The following is an 18,539-nucleotide window of genomic DNA, read 5'->3' on the forward strand; positions in this document are numbered from 1 at the left end:
CTAGATTAACCCTCCACATTATGATTTTTTCTTATTCAGCAATTGATCAACATAGTCCTCTTTGTTAACTTGACGTGCACGTGCTACAGATAATGCTTTTGATGGAACATTCTCTGTAATTGTAGAGCCTGCTGCCACATAGGCACCATCTTCAACTGTTACAGGAGCGACAAGGTTTGAATTACATCCAATAAATACCCCGTTACCAATCACAGTTTTGAATTTATTCTTACCGTCATAGTTCACCGTAATTGAACCACAACCAAGATTCACGTCTTCTCCAACTTGTGCATCCCCGATATAACTTAAGTGTGAAGCTTTACTTCTATTACCAAAAACAGTTTTTTTGATTTCCACGAAGTTTCCAACGCGTACTTCATCTCCAATAATTGAATCTGGGCGAATATGTGCAAATGGACCAACCGATACTTCTGTACCAAGTTTACTATCATGTACAGTAGATTGTCGAATTGTCGTACGATCTCCAATTTCACTATCGCGAATTACTGTGTGCGGTCCAATTTCACAATCAGAACCAATTACAGTATTCCCCTCAATAATTGTTCCTGGATGAAGAACTGTATCACTACCGATAATTGCATCAGCAGAAATATACGTGTTACTTGGATCAATAATTGTAACACCATTTACCATGTTTTTACGGTTGATACGGTTTTTCATAATAATTTCCGCTTGCGATAGAGCGACTCTGTCGTTAACACCTAACGTTTCATCGAAGTGCTCTGTTTGATAAGCCGATACGATATGACCTTCATTTTTTAAAATCTCAATAACATCTGGCAGGTAATATTCACCTTGTACGTTATCATTTGAAACTTTAGAAAGTGAGGCGAATAAAGCTTTATTATCAAAACAATACGTACCTGTATTGATTTCTTTAATAGCTAATTCTTTCTCATTTGCATCCTTATGCTCAACAATCTTTTCAACATGACCATTCTCATTACGAACGATACGACCATAGCCAGCAGGTTCTTCTATGTAAGCTGTTAGCACCGTTGCCATTGCCCCTGCTTCTTTATGCTGCTGAAGCAATGCTTCCATCGTTTCAGCAGTTATTAGCGGCGTATCACCACAAATAACTAAAGTTGTTCCTTCTTCATTTGCAAGTATACTTGCAGCTTGATCGACAGCGTGTGCTGTACCAAGTTGTTCTGCTTGTAATGCAAACTCACTTACGTTTCCTAGCTGTTCTTGTACCATTTCAGCACCATGTCCTACGACTGTTACAAGTTTCTGCAATCCTAATTGCGTTACTTGATCGACAACATGTTGTACCATAGGTTTTCCACATACAGGATGAAGCACTTTGTATAGCTTAGACTTCATACGTGTGCCTTTGCCTGCAGCTAGAATCACTGCAAATCTGTTTGACATATAGACCCTCCATCGCAACCTATTTATCCATTAACGATATTATCCTAAATCATCATATATTTCAAGAAACACATTTTAACTATTAAATTTTACCATAATTCTCATACGATGTTTTACTCTTTAGTATCTTTTTTAAGAAATAAGCTATACTATTTAAATTGATTTTGAAAAAATTAGAAGTTTTCTTCTTCATTTTAATGAATTCTGAATTTTCCGCACGTAAAATGTATAAAACTCCAAAAAAAAAAAACAAACTCCTGTAAATGCTTACAGGAGTTTGTTGCAAAATTATAGGGATTTCTTTAAAAAGCCCTTTTCATTCGAATTTTACGAAGCACCCGCTTCTTCAAACTCAACCTCTTCTAACTCGCCTAAACGATGATACTCTGTTAAAACCGCATCTTGAATTTTAGAGCGTGTACCAGAATTAATTGGATGTGCAATGTCACGGAATTCTCCATCTGGAGTACGTTTGCTTGGCATTGCTACAAATAATCCATTATTACCATCAATTACACGAATATCATGAACAACAAATTCATGGTCTAGAGTAATAGAGGCAATTGCTCTCATGCGGCCTTCTGTGTTTACGCGGCGTAATCTTACGTCAGTCACTTCCATCTTGTGTTCACCACCCTTTTCTAAATAAGCGATATATTTGTATAAATTCCACAAATTTTCTATTTTCCCTTTAATTTTTTAAAAATTTTTAAGATAAAAATTTTTAATGTAATTGAATATAGAGATTAGTGGAGGTTATCGCTTACAAAGAACTACTTAACTAGGGCAATTACTTCGATTTCAACTGAAACATCTTTCGGTAATTTTGCTACTTGTACACAAGAACGAGCTGGCTTATGAGTAGAGAAATAAGAGCCGTATACGTCATTAACAGCATTAAAATCATCCATATCTTTTAAGAATACTGTTGTTTTTACTACTGAATCAAATGAAGCACCTGCTTCTTCTAATACCGCTTGTAAATTTTGAAATACTTGCTCTGTTTGTACTGTCACGTCTCCTGCTACAAGCTCTCCACTTGCAGTTAACGGAATTTGTCCTGAACTGTAAAACATATTATTTACAATAATCCCTTGTGAATATGGTCCAATTGCTTGTGGTGCATTGCTTGTTTGAACAACTTTCATATTTTTCCACCCTTTTATTATTTATTTTTACTCTTTAAAAATAGTGCACGAAAAGCAGTTTGTCCATCTATTTTATAATTTATAAATAGAATAAAAAAAAGATAAAGCGATCTGCTTTACCTTTTTACTCAGCCTCTACAAGCCCTTCATCAAATGGTGCCAGTGAATAATTTCCCTTTTCCACTTGAATCGCTTTTTCTTTCACATCAACTTCTGATAGACGAATTAATGATACAAAATTATTAATTAGTCGTTCTTCAATATCCGTGGATTCTACTAATACACCAATACCAACAACATTAGCCTTAAACTCTTCTAACATACTCATCATACCTTGAATTGTCCCGCCAGCTTTCATGAAGTCATCAATAATTAAAACATTTGATCCCTCTGGAAGGCTACGCTTTGCTAACGTCATTGTTTGAATTCGCTTAGAAGAACCTGATACATAGTTAATACTAACAGTTGGGCCTTCTGTTACCTTATTATCTTTCCTTGCAATTACTACCGGTACATCTAAGTAATTTGCCACCGCATAAGCAAGTGGAATCCCCTTCGTTGCCACCGTCATAACCGCATCAATTGGTTGCCTAGCAAAAACAGAAGCAAACAAACGACCTGCGCCATTAATATGGCGAGGATTACTTAAAAGATCTGTCATATATAAGTAACCACCAGGCAAAATACGATCTGGATTTTCAAATAAGCTACAAAGCTCACCAATAATTAGATTTGCCTCTTCCTCACTTATATATGGTATATATTTCACTCCTCCTGCTGCTCCTGGTACCGTTTGCAATGTGCCGACCCCTTGTTGTTCAAACGTTTGCTTAATAATAACTAAATCTTCACTAATGGAAGACTTAGCTGATTGATACCTTTCAGCAAAAAAAGTGAGAGAAACTAGCTGACGAGGGTTTTGTAACAAGTAATACGTCATATCGACTAATCTTGTACTTCGTCTAATTTTCATACTCTCACCTCAAATCACGAATATTCTAAACAAATCATAACGTATTATACGTCTTTATTCAAGCGTTTCTCGCTCTCCTAATAAACGTACTGCGTATACTTGTTCACAAAATCCTTTTAATCCGTTATATATACGATGCATTCGCGAATCATGGTGCACAAGACCAAATACCGTTGGGCCACTTCCACTCATTAATACAGCATCCGCCCCAAATCGCTTCATCTGTGCCTTAATACGTGCAACTTCAGGATGCATCGCAAACGTTACATCTTCTAAAACATTACCAACAGTATCACAAATCCCTTTGTAGTCCCCAGCATTTATGACGTTAACCATTTTATCTACATTTGGATGTGTAACTCGATTTAACTTTAAATTTCCATACACATCAGCAGTAGATACACCAATATGGGGTTTTGCTAAAATAACCCAACAAGAAGGTGGAGTTTTTATGTGCTCAATTTGCTCTCCTCTTCCAGTGGCAATTGCTGTCCCACCATATACACAAAACGATACATCTGATCCGATTTTTGCGCCAAGCTCTGCTAACTGATCAATTGTAAGCCCTAAATTCCATAATTTATTAAGGCCACGTAATGTCGCTGCTGCATCACTACTTCCACCTGCTAATCCAGCTGCTACTGGAATCGTTTTTTCAATAGTAATAGATACGCCTTTTTTCACATTAAACTTCTCTTTTAATAATTTCGCCGCTTGATAAGCTAAATTTCTTTGGTCGTCTGGGACATACCGATTATGGGATAAAATTTCAATACGGTCTTCTGCTAATTCCATTAGTTCTAAACGATCCGCTAAATCAATTGTTGTCATAATCATTTTCACTTCATGATATCCGTCTTGTCTTTTTCCCAGTACATCTAACGACAGATTAATCTTTGCTGGTGCTTTCACTAGTAGCTTCAATCTATTCACCCACTCTATGTACTCAATCTTTTATCGTTTATTTTACCATAAATTTATAGTAAGACGATGACACTTCCCTAATTATAACGAAAAGCATTCAGAATGAAACTACTTATGTAAAATGATGGCACCTTTTCGAGTACAAAAAGCCGAGGAATCACTCCTCGGCTACCGTAGCATAGAAAGTATCTTACAACTACTGGTTTTGTTTCATTAATTGCTGTTCTGCAATTTCTATAGCACGTTTCACCATGTTACCAGCATCTTTCGCACGAATTCCGCCCCAGCCTTCTTTCTGAACAACATCATAAAAGCCTAGCTCTTTTGCAAGCTCTTCTTTAAATTGATTTGACATGACACCTCTTCGTCTACTCAATGCAGAGTCCCTCCTTATTTTGCTACGGTATAATTAGTATGCAAAATAATATAGCTTTTCATTTGTGGGAATATATGTAACGATACATGAATTATAAAATCACTTCATTATGAGGTTCACCATAAAACGTTAACTCTACTGTCTCTGTTAAAACATCCGCATAGCTATATGATACACGTTGCAACGCATCTTCTTGCTGATCCAATTGTACAACAAAAACAGAACGGTACGTTTCTGCAAGTACACCTGATTGTTCTACTGTTTTTCTTCTCCCACTATTCGCCTTTAACATCAGTCTCTGTCCAAGATGGTGATCTAATTCGCTTTTAATTTCATCTAAACGTTTTGACATATACTTCGTTACACCTCGCTGTAATTTAGATTGAACACTTAAAACACGATATATCTATCCCAATTATTAACCGCAACTCACAGACAATATCATTATAAAAGCATCATGCGTTCAAATAGATAGAAGAAATACTATATTGTAAAAGTATCATTATGTAGTCTGCGCGTTCTTGTCTCTTTTTATCCAAGCTGATTTAAATCCTTCCCATACAAAAAAGCAAGATACATATGTACCTTGCTTATTCTTCATAATGTTGAAAGGGTAAGCCAGTTCGTAAAATCCCCCTCGTCTCAATCCCGCCAAGTCCCTTTTCGCCAGTAATCGTATTACGTACAACATCCCATACATTTACTCTTTCCATAAATGACGTAAAACTAATTTTACCAACCACATATACAGGATCTAGTGCGTGAATATTAATTCTAGATGGTGAACTAGCAAAGTTAGCACCCGCTCGAATTAATGCTTCAAAGTGTGATTGGCATGCCCCAGCAAAAATAACGAGTTGATCCAATGATGGATATTTTTTTCTCACTTCTCGAACAGCCTGTACAAAATGCCTTGAATGCCTATATGCTGCTAAATCTCCCTTTACTCCTTTTGATTTTGTATATGCATCGTGCCCCGTAATAACTAAAATGTCTGGACGAAAATGATCTATTAAATTTACTACCTTTTCATGCATCTCTGTTTCTTTACAATGAATACCTTGTACAGGAACACCAATTTTATTATATAAGTCTAAGCACTTGCGCAAATATAACGGGTCACCATCTATATGCAATACACGTCCTGGCATTTGAAAATAATTCACCTCACTTGTATATCCACCCGTTGAAGTGTGTTCATGCCTTTGTTTCATTAATACATAATCTTGTTGAAACAAACGATACGTACGCTCCATCGTTTCTTTCTCACGCTTCGCTCTTTTTTTATGCTCTCGTTGATCTATACTAATTAAATCTTCAAGTGGCGCATCTGCCACCAGTCTAATTTCCTCTCCAAATAATATAGCTATCTCGCCTTTTATTTCTATAATACGAAAAAGGATATCCCTATTATGAGAATATCGTTCCACTAATTCTCCAACATGTAAAGCCATTCTCCTACCTCCAAACTCGTTAGGCCATCTTACCTGTTTTTAAAGTATGAATGTAGGAGAGGAAAGGTGACAAAAAGGACAGTTCAAGTTGAACTGTCCCTTTTCTATTCTTATGACAATTTATGAAGAACTAATGCATTACTTAATGTTGCAAACTCTTCGATAGATAGCGTTTCGCCTCTTCGTTTTGGATCAATTCCCACTTCTGTTAAAATTCGATCCAACAGCTCTTTATCTTTCGGGAAACCATTTAAATTATTTGATAAATTATTCATTAAAGTTTTACGACGCTGTGCAAAACTTGCTCGTACTACTTCAAAGAAGAATGTCTCATCTGTTACTTCTACAACTGGTTTTGGGCGCTTTAGGAGACGAATAATCGCAGAATCAACATTTGGTTGTGGCACAAACACTGTACGTGGTACAGTCATAACTGTTTCCACTTCTGTATAATACTGAATAGCAATGGATAAAGAACCATACTCTTTCGTTCCAGGTTTAGCAGCTAAACGATCTCCAACTTCTTTTTGCATCATAACAACAAATCCACGAACCGGTAATTTCTCTTCCAACAATTTAAATAAAATTGGCGTTGTAATATAGTACGGTAAGTTCGCTACTACCATTACATCTTGCCCTTCCTCAAATTGCTCACTAAACACCTCATGTACATCTGCCTTTAGTACGTCTTTATTTATAACTGTAACGTTGCTATATGGAGCTAACGTCTCATCTAAAATCGGTAATAACCTCTGATCAATTTCAAAAGCTACTACTTTTTTAGCACGCTTCGCTAATTGTTCTGTTAACGCACCGATACCTGGTCCAATTTCAATTGCACCACTTTCTGAACCAATTTCAGCGTGATCGACAATACGATTTAATACATTCGTATCAATTAAAAAATTTTGTCCTAAACTTTTTTTGAATGAAAATCCATACTTTTCAACAATGTCTTTCGTACGATTTGGCGTTGCGATATCCTTCATTTTCTTTCCTCCTGTATGACTTGCTTATAAGCTTCTGCAAACGATTCTTTTGAAACTTGAAACATTTGTAAACGTTTATGTAACTGTTTTGCGTTTGTATAACCAATCTTTAATAGCTTACCCATTCTTTCTCTGCGACTCTTTGCCATTTCTCCGCCCACTAAGCCTGCATCGACTAAATCGCTCCAACTGATTTCACTTGTGTAAGCTTCCATTTCTTCATGTATATTCTCTAAAGCACGGCGAATTGATTCATTAGAAGCATGTTCAATCCCGACACCCTTTTTCCTTTTGGCAAGTGCTTCTTCCTTCGGTAAAAAAGCATGTTTACATCCAGGCACCTTATCAGAAATAATTTTTCGAATACGCTCTCCAGGATAATCCGGATCTGTGAAAATAATAACGCCCCGTTTTTGCAGCGCTAATTTAACTTGCTCAATAACATGATCACCGATTGCTGAACCGTTCGTTTCAATTGTATCCGCATCAACAGCACGCTTAATCGCAACTGTATCATCTTTACCTTCTACAACGATAATCTCTTTAATTTTCATGCTTGCCTCCACACTCGTTTCGTCTCTACTTAGTAAAACAAAAAAATGACGACTTTTCCATTATTATTTTCCCCATTCTTACATTTTAAAAAATAGAATGTCCAAAACTTTGTTCTCTCTCCTTATTGTAACACTTCCTCATTCGCCCTTATTTTTTCACAAAAATAAAAAAGAATGGGTTCTCCCACTCCTTTTTATTCAACACCAAATAAAGCTTTTGCATTTTTTGTTGTTATTTCTGCTACTTCCTCATAAGAAATTCCTTTTAAATTCGCAATTTCTTCTGCTACGAGTTTTACATAACTCGGTTCATTTCGTTTTCCTCGAAATGGATGTGGTGTTAAATATGGACAATCTGTCTCTATTAACAATTTCTCTAATGGAATCTCCACAGCAACTTCTTTCGGCTTCTTAGCATTTTTAAATGTAACTGGTCCACCTAACGAAATTAAAAAGTTCATATTAACACATCGCTCTGCTACTTCTACGCTGCCGCTAAAGCAATGCATAATGCCTCCCACTTCAGCTGCATTCTCTTCTTCTAGAATATCAACAATATCTTGAGTTGCATCGCGATTATGTATAATAATCGGCAATTTCACTTTTTTAGCCAATGCAATTTGTTTACGGAATACTTCCTTCTGTATTTCTTTTGGAGACTTATCCCAATGATAATCTAATCCCATCTCTCCAAGCGCAACGACTTTAGGATGAGAAGCAAGTTCTTCTAACCAAGCTAGATGTTCTTCTGTCATGTCAATTGCATCAACTGGATGCCATCCAACCGCAGCGTAAATAAAATCATAAGTTTCAGCTAATTCAATCGCCTTTTTTATCGTTACTTCATCAAAACCAACAACAACTGTATAGGTAACTCCCGCTTCTTTCATTCGTGCAATAACCTCTTGCAAATCTTCTTCAAATTGCTCTGCATTCAAATGTGAATGTGTATCAAACAACATAATACATAACTCCTTTTATATTGAAATCAAGTTTATTCTAAAAAATAAGCTCTTTAATAACTTAACGATAACAATACTATAATTTTAATGCAAAAATAGAGAGTGTAAAAAGAAAAAAGACGCTTCACACATGTTACACGTGAAACATCTCTTTTCTTGTCTTAATTACTTGATTTTTGTACCGTTTGGTAGATTTTGGTCGATTGATGCTAATGACAATACGCCATTCTCTTCACCCGCTAAAATCATACCTTGTGATAATTCACCGCGTAATTTTACAGGTTTTAAGTTTGTTACACAAATAACCTTTTTACCTTTTAGGTCTTCCGGCGAATAGAATTTTGCAATTCCTGAAACAACTTGACGCTTTTCTGTACCTAAATCCAGCTGAATTTTTAACAACTTATCTGCTTTTTTCACAGGTTCAGCTGATAGTACTTCAGCTACACGTAATTCTACTTTAAAGAAATCATCAATTGTAATTTCTTCTGCTTTCGGTTCTTCTTCTTTTTTCTCTTCTACTTTAGGAGCAGAGCTTTTCATTTGTTCTTTAATGTACCCTACTTCTACTTCCATTTCTAAACGAGGGAAAATCGGGTTTCCTTTTTCTACTTTTGTTCCAGCTGGAATACAGCCAATTGTAGATAGGCTTTCCCAAGATTTATGTGCCTCTTCAGTAAGTCCAAGCTGAGCAAACATCTTACTTGGTGCTACTGTTAGGAACGGCATAAGCATAATACCTGTTTGACGAAGCACCTCTGCTAAGTGGGCCATTACAGAAGCTAATTTTTCACGATCATTCTCATCTTTCGCTAATACCCACGGTTGTGTTTCATCAATATATTTATTTGCACGGCTAACCAATTGCCAAATTGAGCTTAACGCTACAGAGAATTCCATATTCTCCATTGCCTCTTCTACTTTTTTCAATGTATCTTTTGCAAACGTTACTAACGTTTCATCGAATTCCGTTACATTTTCTTTAAATGCAGGGATTTCTCCGTTAAAGTACTTATCAATCATAGCTACTGTACGATTTAATAAGTTACCTAAGTCATTTGCTAAATCGAAATTAATGCGCTCCACAAATCCTTCTGGTGTGAATACGCCATCAGATCCGAATGGAACTTCACGAAGTAAGTAATAACGTAATGCATCTAATCCGTAACGATCGATTAAAGTAACTGGATCTACTACGTTTCCTTTTGACTTACTCATCTTTCCATCCTTCATTAAAATCCAACCATGAGCAAAGATTTTTTTCGGAAGAGGTAAATCTAATGCCATTAAAATGATTGGCCAATAAATTGTATGGAAACGAACGATTTCTTTTCCAACTAAATGTACATCAGCTGGCCAGAATTTCTTATACATCTCTTCATTTTCTGTTCCATAACCTAATGCTGTAATGTAGTTAGATAATGCGTCAACCCATACGTAAATAACGTGTTTCGGGTTACCTGGAACACGAACTCCCCAGTCAAATGAAGTACGAGAAACAGCTAAATCTTCTAGGCCTGGTTTAATGAAGTTATTAATCATCTCATTCTTACGAGACTCTGGCTGAATGAAATGTGGATTATCTTCATAGAATTTTAATAGTCTGTCGACATATTTACCCATTCTAAAGAAATACGATTCTTCACGAACAAGTTCTACATCATGACCACTATCTGGGCTTTTTCCTCCAACTACTTTTTCACCTTCCATAATTGGATCTACTAATTGATGCTCTGTATAGAATGTCTCATCTTGTACAGAATACCAACCTTCATATTCATCAAGATAAATATCACCTTGATCTACTAGTTGCTTGAAGATTTTTTCAACAACATCTTTATGACGATCTTCAGTTGTACGAATAAAATCATCATAAGAGATATCCATTTTCTCCCAAAGTTCTTTAATTCCTGCAACAATGTTATCCACATATGCTTGTGGTGTAACATTTAATTCTTCTGCTTTCTTTTGTATCTTCTGTCCATGCTCATCAGTTCCTGTTAAATAATGAACATTGTATCCTTGCATACGCTTATATCGTGCCATCGCATCTCCTGCTACTGTTGTATAAGCATGTCCAATGTGTAATTTTCCACTTGGATAATAAATTGGGGTAGTAATATAAAAGGACTTATTTTCCTCTGTCATTGTTTTGGACCTCCCGGATAACCTCATATGTATTTATAAATAGTATATCAAAAACTTATATATAAAGTGAAACTTTAATCTGTGGGGGTTTTGTTCACTCCCGCGGATTATTAGCCCGCACCAATCAGGCTTTTACGAGCAATCCGACTCCAACTTAACTTCTTTGCTCCAGCCAAATTTTAAATTTAGAATCTTACTGCTTGGCAAATAGCGGGATAAAAACGAGTTAATACTTAATATCTTTATCATCTATTGCTCATATTTCAAGAAAATATACAGTCCTTACTTACAATCTATAAACTTTTCTGAAAATAAAGTGAAATAATAGTAGAAATTACTCTCATTCTATTATATATAAGAAGTAAGAAATCTATAAATCTTTTTAAAAAATATAGAATTAAAGAATTGACGGAAATGTAAATGATTGGTATCATATGTCCATAGGGTATTTTGTCGAAAAATGACGAATCTAGAAAATAGACTCGAAACTTATAAACTATTTCTTTAGGAGGAAAAAAATTATGAAATCTACTGGTATCGTTCGTAAAGTTGATGAATTAGGTCGTGTAGTAATTCCAATCGAATTACGCCGTACTTTAGGTATTGCAGAAAAGGATGCTCTTGAAATCTACGTTGATGACGAGAAAATCATCTTAAAAAAATATAAGCCAAACATGACTTGCCAAGTAACTGGTGAAGTATCTGATGGTAACCTATCTTTAGCTGAAGGTAAAATTATCTTAAGCAAAGAAGGCGCTGAGCGAATCTTAAACGAACTTCAAGATTATATCGAAACAGCAAAATAAGCTTCTCAATTATGAGAAGCTTATTTTTTATCGACATGATAGATTTGATATACATCGCGTTTCGACAAATCTCGATCTTTAGCGACTGTTTTTATTGCCTCTTTTGAATTCATACCTTTTTCGTTTATATAATGTTCAATATGATCATATACCGAAATAGATTCCCACCATTGTTCTTCCGGGGTAGGTTCTTCCGTTGAACCAGCTACTAAAATACAAAACTCGCCACGAACTTCATTTTGTTTCGTCCACTCAATTGCTTCCTCAACTGTTCCACGAATAAATTCCTCAAATTTTTTCGTTAACTCTCGACATAATACAATTTCTCTATTTCCCAACACTTCTTGCATCGAGATTAAAGTATCATCTAAACGATGGGGCGCTTCATAAAACATCATTGTAGTTTGTACATAACGAAGCTTCTCTAACTCCATTTTTCTCTCTTTTTTATTTCTTTGTAAAAATCCATAGAAATAAAATTGTTTTGTTTCAAGACCTGATGCAATTAATGCTGTAAGGGCTGCATTTGCCCCAGGAAGCGGGATTACATGATACTGTTCTGCTACAGCCTCTACAACAATATCGTAACCTGGATCGGAAATACAAGGCATACCAGCATCACTAACAAGTGCTACAGTCTTTCCTTCGTCTAACTTCCCTAATATTTTCTTACCACTTACTTCCTTATTATGCTCATGGTAACTCATAACGGGGGTTTCAATTTCGAAATAATTACAAAGTTTTTTCGTTTGTCTCGTATCTTCAGCAGCAATTAAATCAGCTTCTTTTAAAATTCGGATTGCACGAAATGTCATATCTTCTAAATTTCCAATAGGAGTTGGTACTAAATATAAAACTCCCTTTTCATTTTGTTGAAAGCTTTTTTGTTGCCACATAGCGTTCTCCTTTTTGCATATATTCTTCTTTTTGTTTTCTATTTAACTGCTTAAAATAATACTCTGCTTGCATAGCTGTACGCTTATCTTCATGAAATTCTATGTATTTTAAAACAACAGGAAGTCTAGCACGCGTATACCTAGCCCCTTTTCCACTATTATGGGTCTGAATCCGCTTCTCTATATGATTTGTATATCCAGCATAATAACTTCCGTCAGAGCACTCTACAACATAAAAACAATGCTTATTCTTCTCCATATAAAATTGAACGAATCTCCTTTGTATATTCATTATTTGCTTCATATACAAAAAGAGGGGGCAATATTTTCAAATCTGCGTTTCCATCCTTAATTCCTTCAATTAACAATGTATTCGCTTCTTTCCCTGCCTTAGGATAAACAAATCGCACACGCTTTGGTTCAATTTTGTATTTACGCATTAATGTAACAATATCTAGCAAACGACCTGGACGATGTACAAATGCTACTTTCCCACCTTGCTTTACTAACTGACTACTTGCAGATACAACATCCTCTAATGTACACATAATTTCATGACGAGCTATCGCTAAATGTTCATTCATATTTTTCTCAGAAGTTGCAGGTGTTTGAAAATAAGGGGGATTACATGTAACTACATCATATTGATGACGTCCAAGTTTCTCCGGCATATCTTTCAAATCCCCATGTATTAAGTGAATTCTTTCTTCTAACTTATTGTATTGAACGCTTCTGATTCCCATATCATATAAACGTTCTTGAATTTCTACACCTGTAATGTTTCCCTTTGTTCTGGTACTTAATAAAAGGGGGACAACTGCGTTACCTGTACACAGATCAAGTACATTACCTTTTTGAATCGGCACCCAAGCAAATTCTGCAAGTAAAACAGCATCTAACGAGAAATTGAATACTGATGGGCTTTGTACAATCTTCATATCTTGCGCTAATAAGTAATCTAAACGTTCATCTTCATATAAATTCATATGTTACTCCTTTTCTTACACTTAACCTACCCTATTTCATCTTCTACTAATAAAAAAACATATTTCATTCTACTCTCATGTATAAAAAATTACCTTTCCAATTATCATTGGAAAGGTAATTTCACTTTTTATTTAAAAATGACAGGCAGAATAAACAATCTCCCTCTTTACGTACACTTCCATAATGCAGATTACAAATATGAAAACCTTCTTGATATAGCCTTGCTAAATTATCATAGCCTTCGCCAATATCAGTTGTCTTCGGCTTCACTTCTTTACGTTTTTGAGTTTTTTGTTTTTCCTTAATCTGCACTTCTTCAAAGCGGTGTCGCAAATTTTCATTTTCCATTTTTATATGTTGGTTCTCTTCCAACAACTCTGCAAGATGTTGTTTTAATTCTCCCAACTGTTTGTATAAATGTCCAATTTGCTCTTCCATACTAGAAACCGATGCAAAAATATCTTTTTTCTCCACAAGCACCCACCTCATTAATCTGTGGTTTGACTCGAAACGACCCCTTTATTCACTAACTCATCTAACGTATATTCTACTATCCGTTCCTTGTCTACTAGTTCCACTTGAATTAATCTTTCTAAAATATTTAATCCGATAACACGGCCAGTACCATGCGGGGTTTGTATACGTTGATCTAAATCAGGAAGTTGTTCCTTTGCTGCCTCATATTCATCATTCTCATATTTTAAGCAACACATTAAGCGACCACATAAACCAGAGATTTTTGCAGGATTTAATGATAAATTTTGATCCTTTGCCATCTTAATGGATACAGGTTCAAAATCTCCTAAAAAAGTAGAACAACAAAGCATACGACCACACGGACCAATACCACCAAGCATCTTCGCTTCATCACGAACACCAATTTGTCTTAGTTCAATTCTTGTCCTAAAAATTGCCGCTAAGTCCTTCACTAGTTCGCGGAAATCAATCCGACCATCCGCAGTAAAGTAGAAAATAATCTTATTGCGATCGAACGTATACTCTACATCTACAAGTTTCATATCAAGATTATGCTCTACTACCTTTTGCTGACAAACTTGATATGCTTCTTTTGCAGCATGTTTGTTCTCTTCAACAATGGTACGATCATTTTCATTTGCAATACGAATAACCTTTTTTAGCGGTAATACAACGTCGTTTTCATCAACTTGCTTTTTGGTAATAACTACTTTTCCGTACTCAATACCTCTTACTGTTTCTACAATTACAAACTCATTTTCAGAGATATCGAACTGATTCGGATCGAAGTAATACACCTTTCCGGCCTTCTTAAAGCGAACACCTACTACATCATACAAAACGGTCATCCCTCCTGCAACCGCAACACTAACTGTTCGAACACAAGCTGCGCATTTACATTAGCGTTGATTCTATTTTTTGCCTCTAATATATTAAAGAGAGCTGATACAATGCGCTTCTGAGCATAGGAGAAAGATTCAAACATCTCTTTCTGCTCATGAAAAACAAGACGATCTTCTTCTCCAAGTTGAACATATAATAAATCCTTATAAATAAGGAGCAACATATCTAAACCTTGCTGTAATTGTTCTTTCTCTCTAAAGTGTTTCCCCCATTTTTCTTGTACAAAAAAAATAGAGGCTTTATCCTTTTCGAGCGCTTCACATAATTTTATCACTAAAGCTCGTGCTTGTGCAAACCATTCATCACTACATAAAGCTAAAGCTTCATCAAAACTATTCGTGAGTTGCGCAGCAAGTGTCGATAAAGATGCCGTAATACCTTCATCCTGTAATCTTCTAATTAAAGATTCCGTAGGTAACGGTCTAAATGTAACAACTTGACAGCGAGATAAAATCGTATTTAAAATTTGATGACTTTGTTCAGTAAGTAAAATAGCTGTTGTATCACTACTTGGTTCTTCTAAAAATTTTAAAAGTGTATTCGCTGCATTTGCTGTCATACGATCTGCGTGCTCAATAATATATACTTTTTTATTTGCTTCTAATCCTGTTTTTGAAAACTCTTCTTGTAAATCATGAATTTGCTGCTTCTTAATAGATAATCCGTCTGGTTTTACAATATGTAAGTTAGGGTGGTTACCTGAATCAATTCGCTTACAATTTGTACATACGTGACAAGGCTCTACCCCATTCCGCCCAGAACAGAGAAAACTCTTTGCCATTTGAATTGCCGTTGCAAACTTTCCAGTCCCTTTCCCTCCCTCTAACAAGTAAGCGTGGGATATACGCTCTTTTGCAATGCTATTCATCAACATTTTTACACCGATGGGTTGTATAGCAGAAAGCTGCTCCCACGTCTTCGTCATAATGCATACCTCACTTATTTCATTCTTTCCTTCTATTATAACAATTTATCTTCTATAATCTGAACAACTTCTTCTATAAGTTTTTCCATTGGTTGATCAGCATTTACCAATACAATACGATCTGAGAAACGTTCTACAACTTGTAAATATCCTTCACGGACACGTTTATGGAAAGAGATATCTTCCATATCTAATCGATTTACTTCACGTCCTGCATCTTTTTCAATGCGAGCTAAACCAATCTCTGGTTCAATGTCTAGGTAAATCGTTAAACTAGGCATACAGTCCTCTGTTGCGAAACGATTTATTTCAAATACTTTATCCATACCTAACCCTCTTGCATATCCTTGATACGCTAAAGAGCTATCTATAAAACGATCACATAATACAAGGTAGTCCTCGTTAAGTGCCGGCATAACCTTTTCCACCAAATGTTGTCTACGTGCAGCAGCATACAGAAGCGCCTCTGTACGTGCTTCCATCATCGTATATTCTTGTTTATGTAAAATTGTTCTAATATCCTCTGAAATTGTAATGCCACCTGGTTCTCTCGTCGCCATTACCTTTTGTTCTTTTTGTTCAAAGTACGGCAATAAACTTTTAATTAACGTTGTTTTACCTGAACCTTCTGGACCTTCAATTGTTACAAATAATCCCTTCATTCTAAAACCTACTTTCTATATCATACACTTTCATATATTTCGTGCTACCTTGAAAACGAGCGCCTGATTGCTCTAAATACATAATTTGCTCTTTATGTTCTGAAGTAATTCTTTCTCCATACATAATCAATGGAATTCCAGGTGGGTACGGAATTACCATTTCTGCCGCTATCATCCCAACTGCTTCTTCTACAGATACTACTTTTGTTTCATATCCTTCCAGTTGTTTATATGTATACGGTAAAGGAGAAAATTCTCCTTTATAAGTATAACGAATAGATTCCTTCTTGTCTTTCACCTCATAATATTGCAATGCCCCTCGGATCATCTCTATAGCCTTCATATACTCCTTATTTACTTGCAAGGGCAAAATAAATAGGACATTATATGGATCCGCCATTTCTGTATATATACCGACCTTTTCAAATACAGACTGTAATTCGTATCCTGATAACTGACAACGTGTCTGTACAGTAACCTTTAACTCGTCTTGTAATGGATATTGTAAAATAGCTATTTGTGGAATAGAACACAATTCGTCTTTAAATCCCCGTAAAAACTCGACAATTTCATCATGTCCCTTTTCTTTTATACGTGCTATTGTAAAGCGTGCAATATCAAGAGAAGTCATAATTGGATACGATGGACTACTAGATTGTAGCATACTTAAATAGGTAGAAACTTTTTCTTCTTTCACTAAGCGACTATTTATATGTAAATAGGAACCCATTGTCATCGCGGGTAATGTTTTATGTGCAGAATGAACTACAATATCTGCACCATATGCTAATGCTGACTTTGGAAATGCTCCCCCTAAACAAAAATGGGCTCCATGTGCTTCATCTACTAAAACAGGGATTTTATGTGCATGTGCATAAGCGATGCTTGCCTCTAGATCCATCCCCATACCATAATAATTAGGATGCGTTAAAATGAGTGCTTTAGCATTTGGATATTTTTCAATTGCTTCCTTAATAATTTCATCATGAATTCCCACTGGTACATTATAAGCTTCATCAATCCATGGATCTAAAAAAATTGGATTTGCGCCCGCTAATTTTAAACCATTAATAATTGATTTATGACAATTTCTTTGTACAAGAACAATATCATGTTCTCCACAACAAGACAAAATCATTGCTAGGTTCCCTACTGTTGAACCATTAATTAAAAAATAACTTTTTTTCACTCCATATACATCAGCTAATAATTGTTGTGCCTCATCTATACATTCAAACGGACTATGTAAATCATCTAACCCAGACAACTCAGTTACATCGATAGATAGTATATCTTTAAACTCCCCTACAGCTTCCTGAGGGAAGTTTAAACCATTTTTATGACCTGGAACATGAAAGGATAACGGCCCTCTTTCTTTAAACTCTGTTAATGCCTCATATAAAGGTATGCGATTTTGATTCATCTATATCTCTTCCTTATTATTTCATTCTTCCTCTATTATACAGAACAAAAAAAATAATAGGCATATGCCTATTTAAAAATATGATACTTCTAATTTCCGAAGCTGTTTTAAATAATATATATACTTCGGATCATTTGTCTCCGTATTCACCATATCCTTTTCACATTCATAACATATTAAATTATTATAAACATATATCCCTTCTTTTCTTTTTGTCTCACAAACAATACAAACTTCATTTTGTGCTTTCATAACCTTCCCTCCCTATTTAAATGGACATATTTTATACTTCTATTCCTTAACAATTTACAGAAAAATATACATCCACCTCTTATATAATATGATTAACCCTTGGGCAACGTGTTTGTATTACCATTACTTCTTTTTTCGTACTGTTTGAAAACAGAAAAAAACACAAGTCAAAAGACTTGTGTTTTTAGTTGCTTGGCGACGTCCTACTCTCACAGGGACAAGGTCCCAACTACCATCGGCGCTAGAGAGCTTAACTTCCGTGTTCGGTATGGGAACGGGTGT

Annotated in this window: 22 protein-coding genes and 1 rRNA gene; 1 reads left to right on the plus strand and 22 read right to left on the minus strand. The window is 35.5% G+C overall.

The window, feature by feature from the left end; genetic code table 11:
• Positions 1-18 precede the first annotated feature (18 nt).
• The 12 genes from glmU to metG all read right to left on the minus strand — a co-directional run bounded on the left by glmU (position 19) and on the right by metG (position 10,926).
• On the minus strand, positions 19-1,398 hold the full coding sequence (glmU, locus tag ACLBWW_RS27685; RefSeq protein WP_447614378.1) for a bifunctional UDP-N-acetylglucosamine diphosphorylase/glucosamine-1-phosphate N-acetyltransferase GlmU: 1,380 nt from the start codon (positions 1,396-1,398) through the stop codon (positions 19-21).
• Between the two features lie 327 nt (positions 1,399-1,725).
• Positions 1,726-2,019 carry a septation regulator SpoVG gene (gene spoVG / locus ACLBWW_RS27690; RefSeq protein ID WP_000454041.1) on the minus strand — a complete coding sequence of 98 codons (294 nt, stop codon included), beginning with the start codon at positions 2,017-2,019 and terminating at the stop codon, positions 1,726-1,728.
• A gap of 152 nt (positions 2,020-2,171) precedes the next feature.
• Positions 2,172-2,546 (minus strand): RidA family protein, encoded by a 375-nt coding sequence (locus ACLBWW_RS27695; RefSeq protein ID WP_048542187.1) that lies wholly within the window; start codon positions 2,544-2,546, stop codon positions 2,172-2,174.
• Between the two features lie 124 nt (positions 2,547-2,670).
• The gene (gene purR, locus ACLBWW_RS27700) at positions 2,671-3,519 is read right to left on the minus strand and encodes a pur operon repressor (RefSeq protein ID WP_000702482.1); all 849 of its coding nucleotides are present in this window, start codon (positions 3,517-3,519) and stop codon (positions 2,671-2,673) included.
• A gap of 54 nt (positions 3,520-3,573) precedes the next feature.
• On the minus strand, positions 3,574-4,443 hold the full coding sequence (ispE, locus tag ACLBWW_RS27705) for a 4-(cytidine 5'-diphospho)-2-C-methyl-D-erythritol kinase (protein ID WP_000772096.1): 870 nt from the start codon (positions 4,441-4,443) through the stop codon (positions 3,574-3,576).
• Between the two features lie 196 nt (positions 4,444-4,639).
• Positions 4,640-4,819 (minus strand): acid-soluble spore protein SspF, encoded by a 180-nt coding sequence (gene sspF, locus ACLBWW_RS27710; RefSeq protein ID WP_001985066.1) that lies wholly within the window; start codon positions 4,817-4,819, stop codon positions 4,640-4,642.
• A gap of 91 nt (positions 4,820-4,910) precedes the next feature.
• Positions 4,911-5,171: a biofilm formation stimulator Veg gene (veg, locus tag ACLBWW_RS27715; RefSeq protein ID WP_000044349.1), complete on the minus strand. Its 261-nt coding sequence runs from the start codon at positions 5,169-5,171 to the stop codon at positions 4,911-4,913.
• A gap of 238 nt (positions 5,172-5,409) precedes the next feature.
• On the minus strand, positions 5,410-6,273 hold the full coding sequence (gene yabG, locus ACLBWW_RS27720) for a sporulation peptidase YabG (protein WP_447614379.1): 864 nt from the start codon (positions 6,271-6,273) through the stop codon (positions 5,410-5,412).
• A gap of 110 nt (positions 6,274-6,383) precedes the next feature.
• Entirely contained in the window at positions 6,384-7,262 is an 879-nt protein-coding gene (gene rsmA / locus ACLBWW_RS27725) for a 16S rRNA (adenine(1518)-N(6)/adenine(1519)-N(6))-dimethyltransferase RsmA (protein WP_000651555.1), read from the minus strand.
• Positions 7,259-7,816: a ribonuclease M5 gene (gene rnmV, locus ACLBWW_RS27730; RefSeq protein ID WP_000692830.1), complete on the minus strand. Its 558-nt coding sequence runs from the start codon at positions 7,814-7,816 to the stop codon at positions 7,259-7,261. The genes rsmA and rnmV overlap by 4 nt, the downstream gene beginning before the upstream one ends.
• A gap of 194 nt (positions 7,817-8,010) precedes the next feature.
• A complete protein-coding gene (locus ACLBWW_RS27735; protein ID WP_048542189.1) occupies positions 8,011-8,778 on the minus strand; it encodes a TatD family hydrolase in 768 nt (255 codons plus the stop codon).
• A gap of 165 nt (positions 8,779-8,943) precedes the next feature.
• On the minus strand, positions 8,944-10,926 hold the full coding sequence (gene metG / locus ACLBWW_RS27740; RefSeq protein ID WP_048542191.1) for a methionine--tRNA ligase: 1,983 nt from the start codon (positions 10,924-10,926) through the stop codon (positions 8,944-8,946).
• Between the two features lie 521 nt (positions 10,927-11,447).
• Here metG and ACLBWW_RS27745 point away from each other — a divergent pair.
• Positions 11,448-11,732, plus strand: coding sequence for an AbrB/MazE/SpoVT family DNA-binding domain-containing protein (locus tag ACLBWW_RS27745; RefSeq protein WP_000843039.1), 285 nt, complete (start codon positions 11,448-11,450; stop codon positions 11,730-11,732).
• A gap of 20 nt (positions 11,733-11,752) precedes the next feature.
• On the opposite strand, the gene rsmI is transcribed toward ACLBWW_RS27745, so the two are convergent.
• From rsmI to rrf, 10 genes are all read right to left on the minus strand, one after another.
• Positions 11,753-12,628 carry a 16S rRNA (cytidine(1402)-2'-O)-methyltransferase gene (gene rsmI / locus ACLBWW_RS27750; RefSeq protein WP_000267812.1) on the minus strand — a complete coding sequence of 292 codons (876 nt, stop codon included), beginning with the start codon at positions 12,626-12,628 and terminating at the stop codon, positions 11,753-11,755.
• A complete protein-coding gene (locus ACLBWW_RS27755) occupies positions 12,597-12,887 on the minus strand; it encodes a GIY-YIG nuclease family protein (RefSeq protein WP_000414343.1) in 291 nt (96 codons plus the stop codon). The genes rsmI and ACLBWW_RS27755 overlap by 32 nt, the downstream gene beginning before the upstream one ends.
• Positions 12,874-13,614, minus strand: coding sequence for a tRNA1(Val) (adenine(37)-N6)-methyltransferase (locus ACLBWW_RS27760; protein ID WP_048542193.1), 741 nt, complete (start codon positions 13,612-13,614; stop codon positions 12,874-12,876). Before ACLBWW_RS27760 ends, ACLBWW_RS27755 begins: the two co-directional genes overlap by 14 nt.
• A 121-nt stretch (positions 13,615-13,735) precedes the next feature.
• The gene (gene yabA / locus ACLBWW_RS27765) at positions 13,736-14,089 is read right to left on the minus strand and encodes a DNA replication initiation control protein YabA (RefSeq protein WP_000412057.1); all 354 of its coding nucleotides are present in this window, start codon (positions 14,087-14,089) and stop codon (positions 13,736-13,738) included.
• A gap of 14 nt (positions 14,090-14,103) precedes the next feature.
• Positions 14,104-14,931 (minus strand): PSP1 domain-containing protein, encoded by an 828-nt coding sequence (locus tag ACLBWW_RS27770; protein ID WP_000272429.1) that lies wholly within the window; start codon positions 14,929-14,931, stop codon positions 14,104-14,106.
• A 5-nt stretch (positions 14,932-14,936) separates the two neighbouring features.
• Positions 14,937-15,920 (minus strand): DNA polymerase III subunit delta', encoded by a 984-nt coding sequence (holB, locus tag ACLBWW_RS27775; RefSeq protein WP_046954526.1) that lies wholly within the window; start codon positions 15,918-15,920, stop codon positions 14,937-14,939.
• Between the two features lie 35 nt (positions 15,921-15,955).
• Positions 15,956-16,582 (minus strand): dTMP kinase, encoded by a 627-nt coding sequence (gene tmk, locus ACLBWW_RS27780; protein ID WP_048542197.1) that lies wholly within the window; start codon positions 16,580-16,582, stop codon positions 15,956-15,958.
• Position 16,583: 1 nt separating this feature from the next.
• Positions 16,584-18,005: an aminotransferase class I/II-fold pyridoxal phosphate-dependent enzyme gene (locus ACLBWW_RS27785; RefSeq protein ID WP_088047077.1), complete on the minus strand. Its 1,422-nt coding sequence runs from the start codon at positions 18,003-18,005 to the stop codon at positions 16,584-16,586.
• A gap of 72 nt (positions 18,006-18,077) precedes the next feature.
• Complete coding sequence (locus ACLBWW_RS27790) at positions 18,078-18,257, minus strand: sigma factor G inhibitor Gin (RefSeq protein WP_048542201.1); 180 nt, start codon at positions 18,255-18,257, stop codon at positions 18,078-18,080.
• 190 nt (positions 18,258-18,447) lie between these two features.
• Positions 18,448-18,539, minus strand: a 5S ribosomal RNA gene (rrf, locus tag ACLBWW_RS27795); the annotation flags it as partial.

Source organism: Bacillus sp. M5A3_1b, from assembly GCF_053345335.1.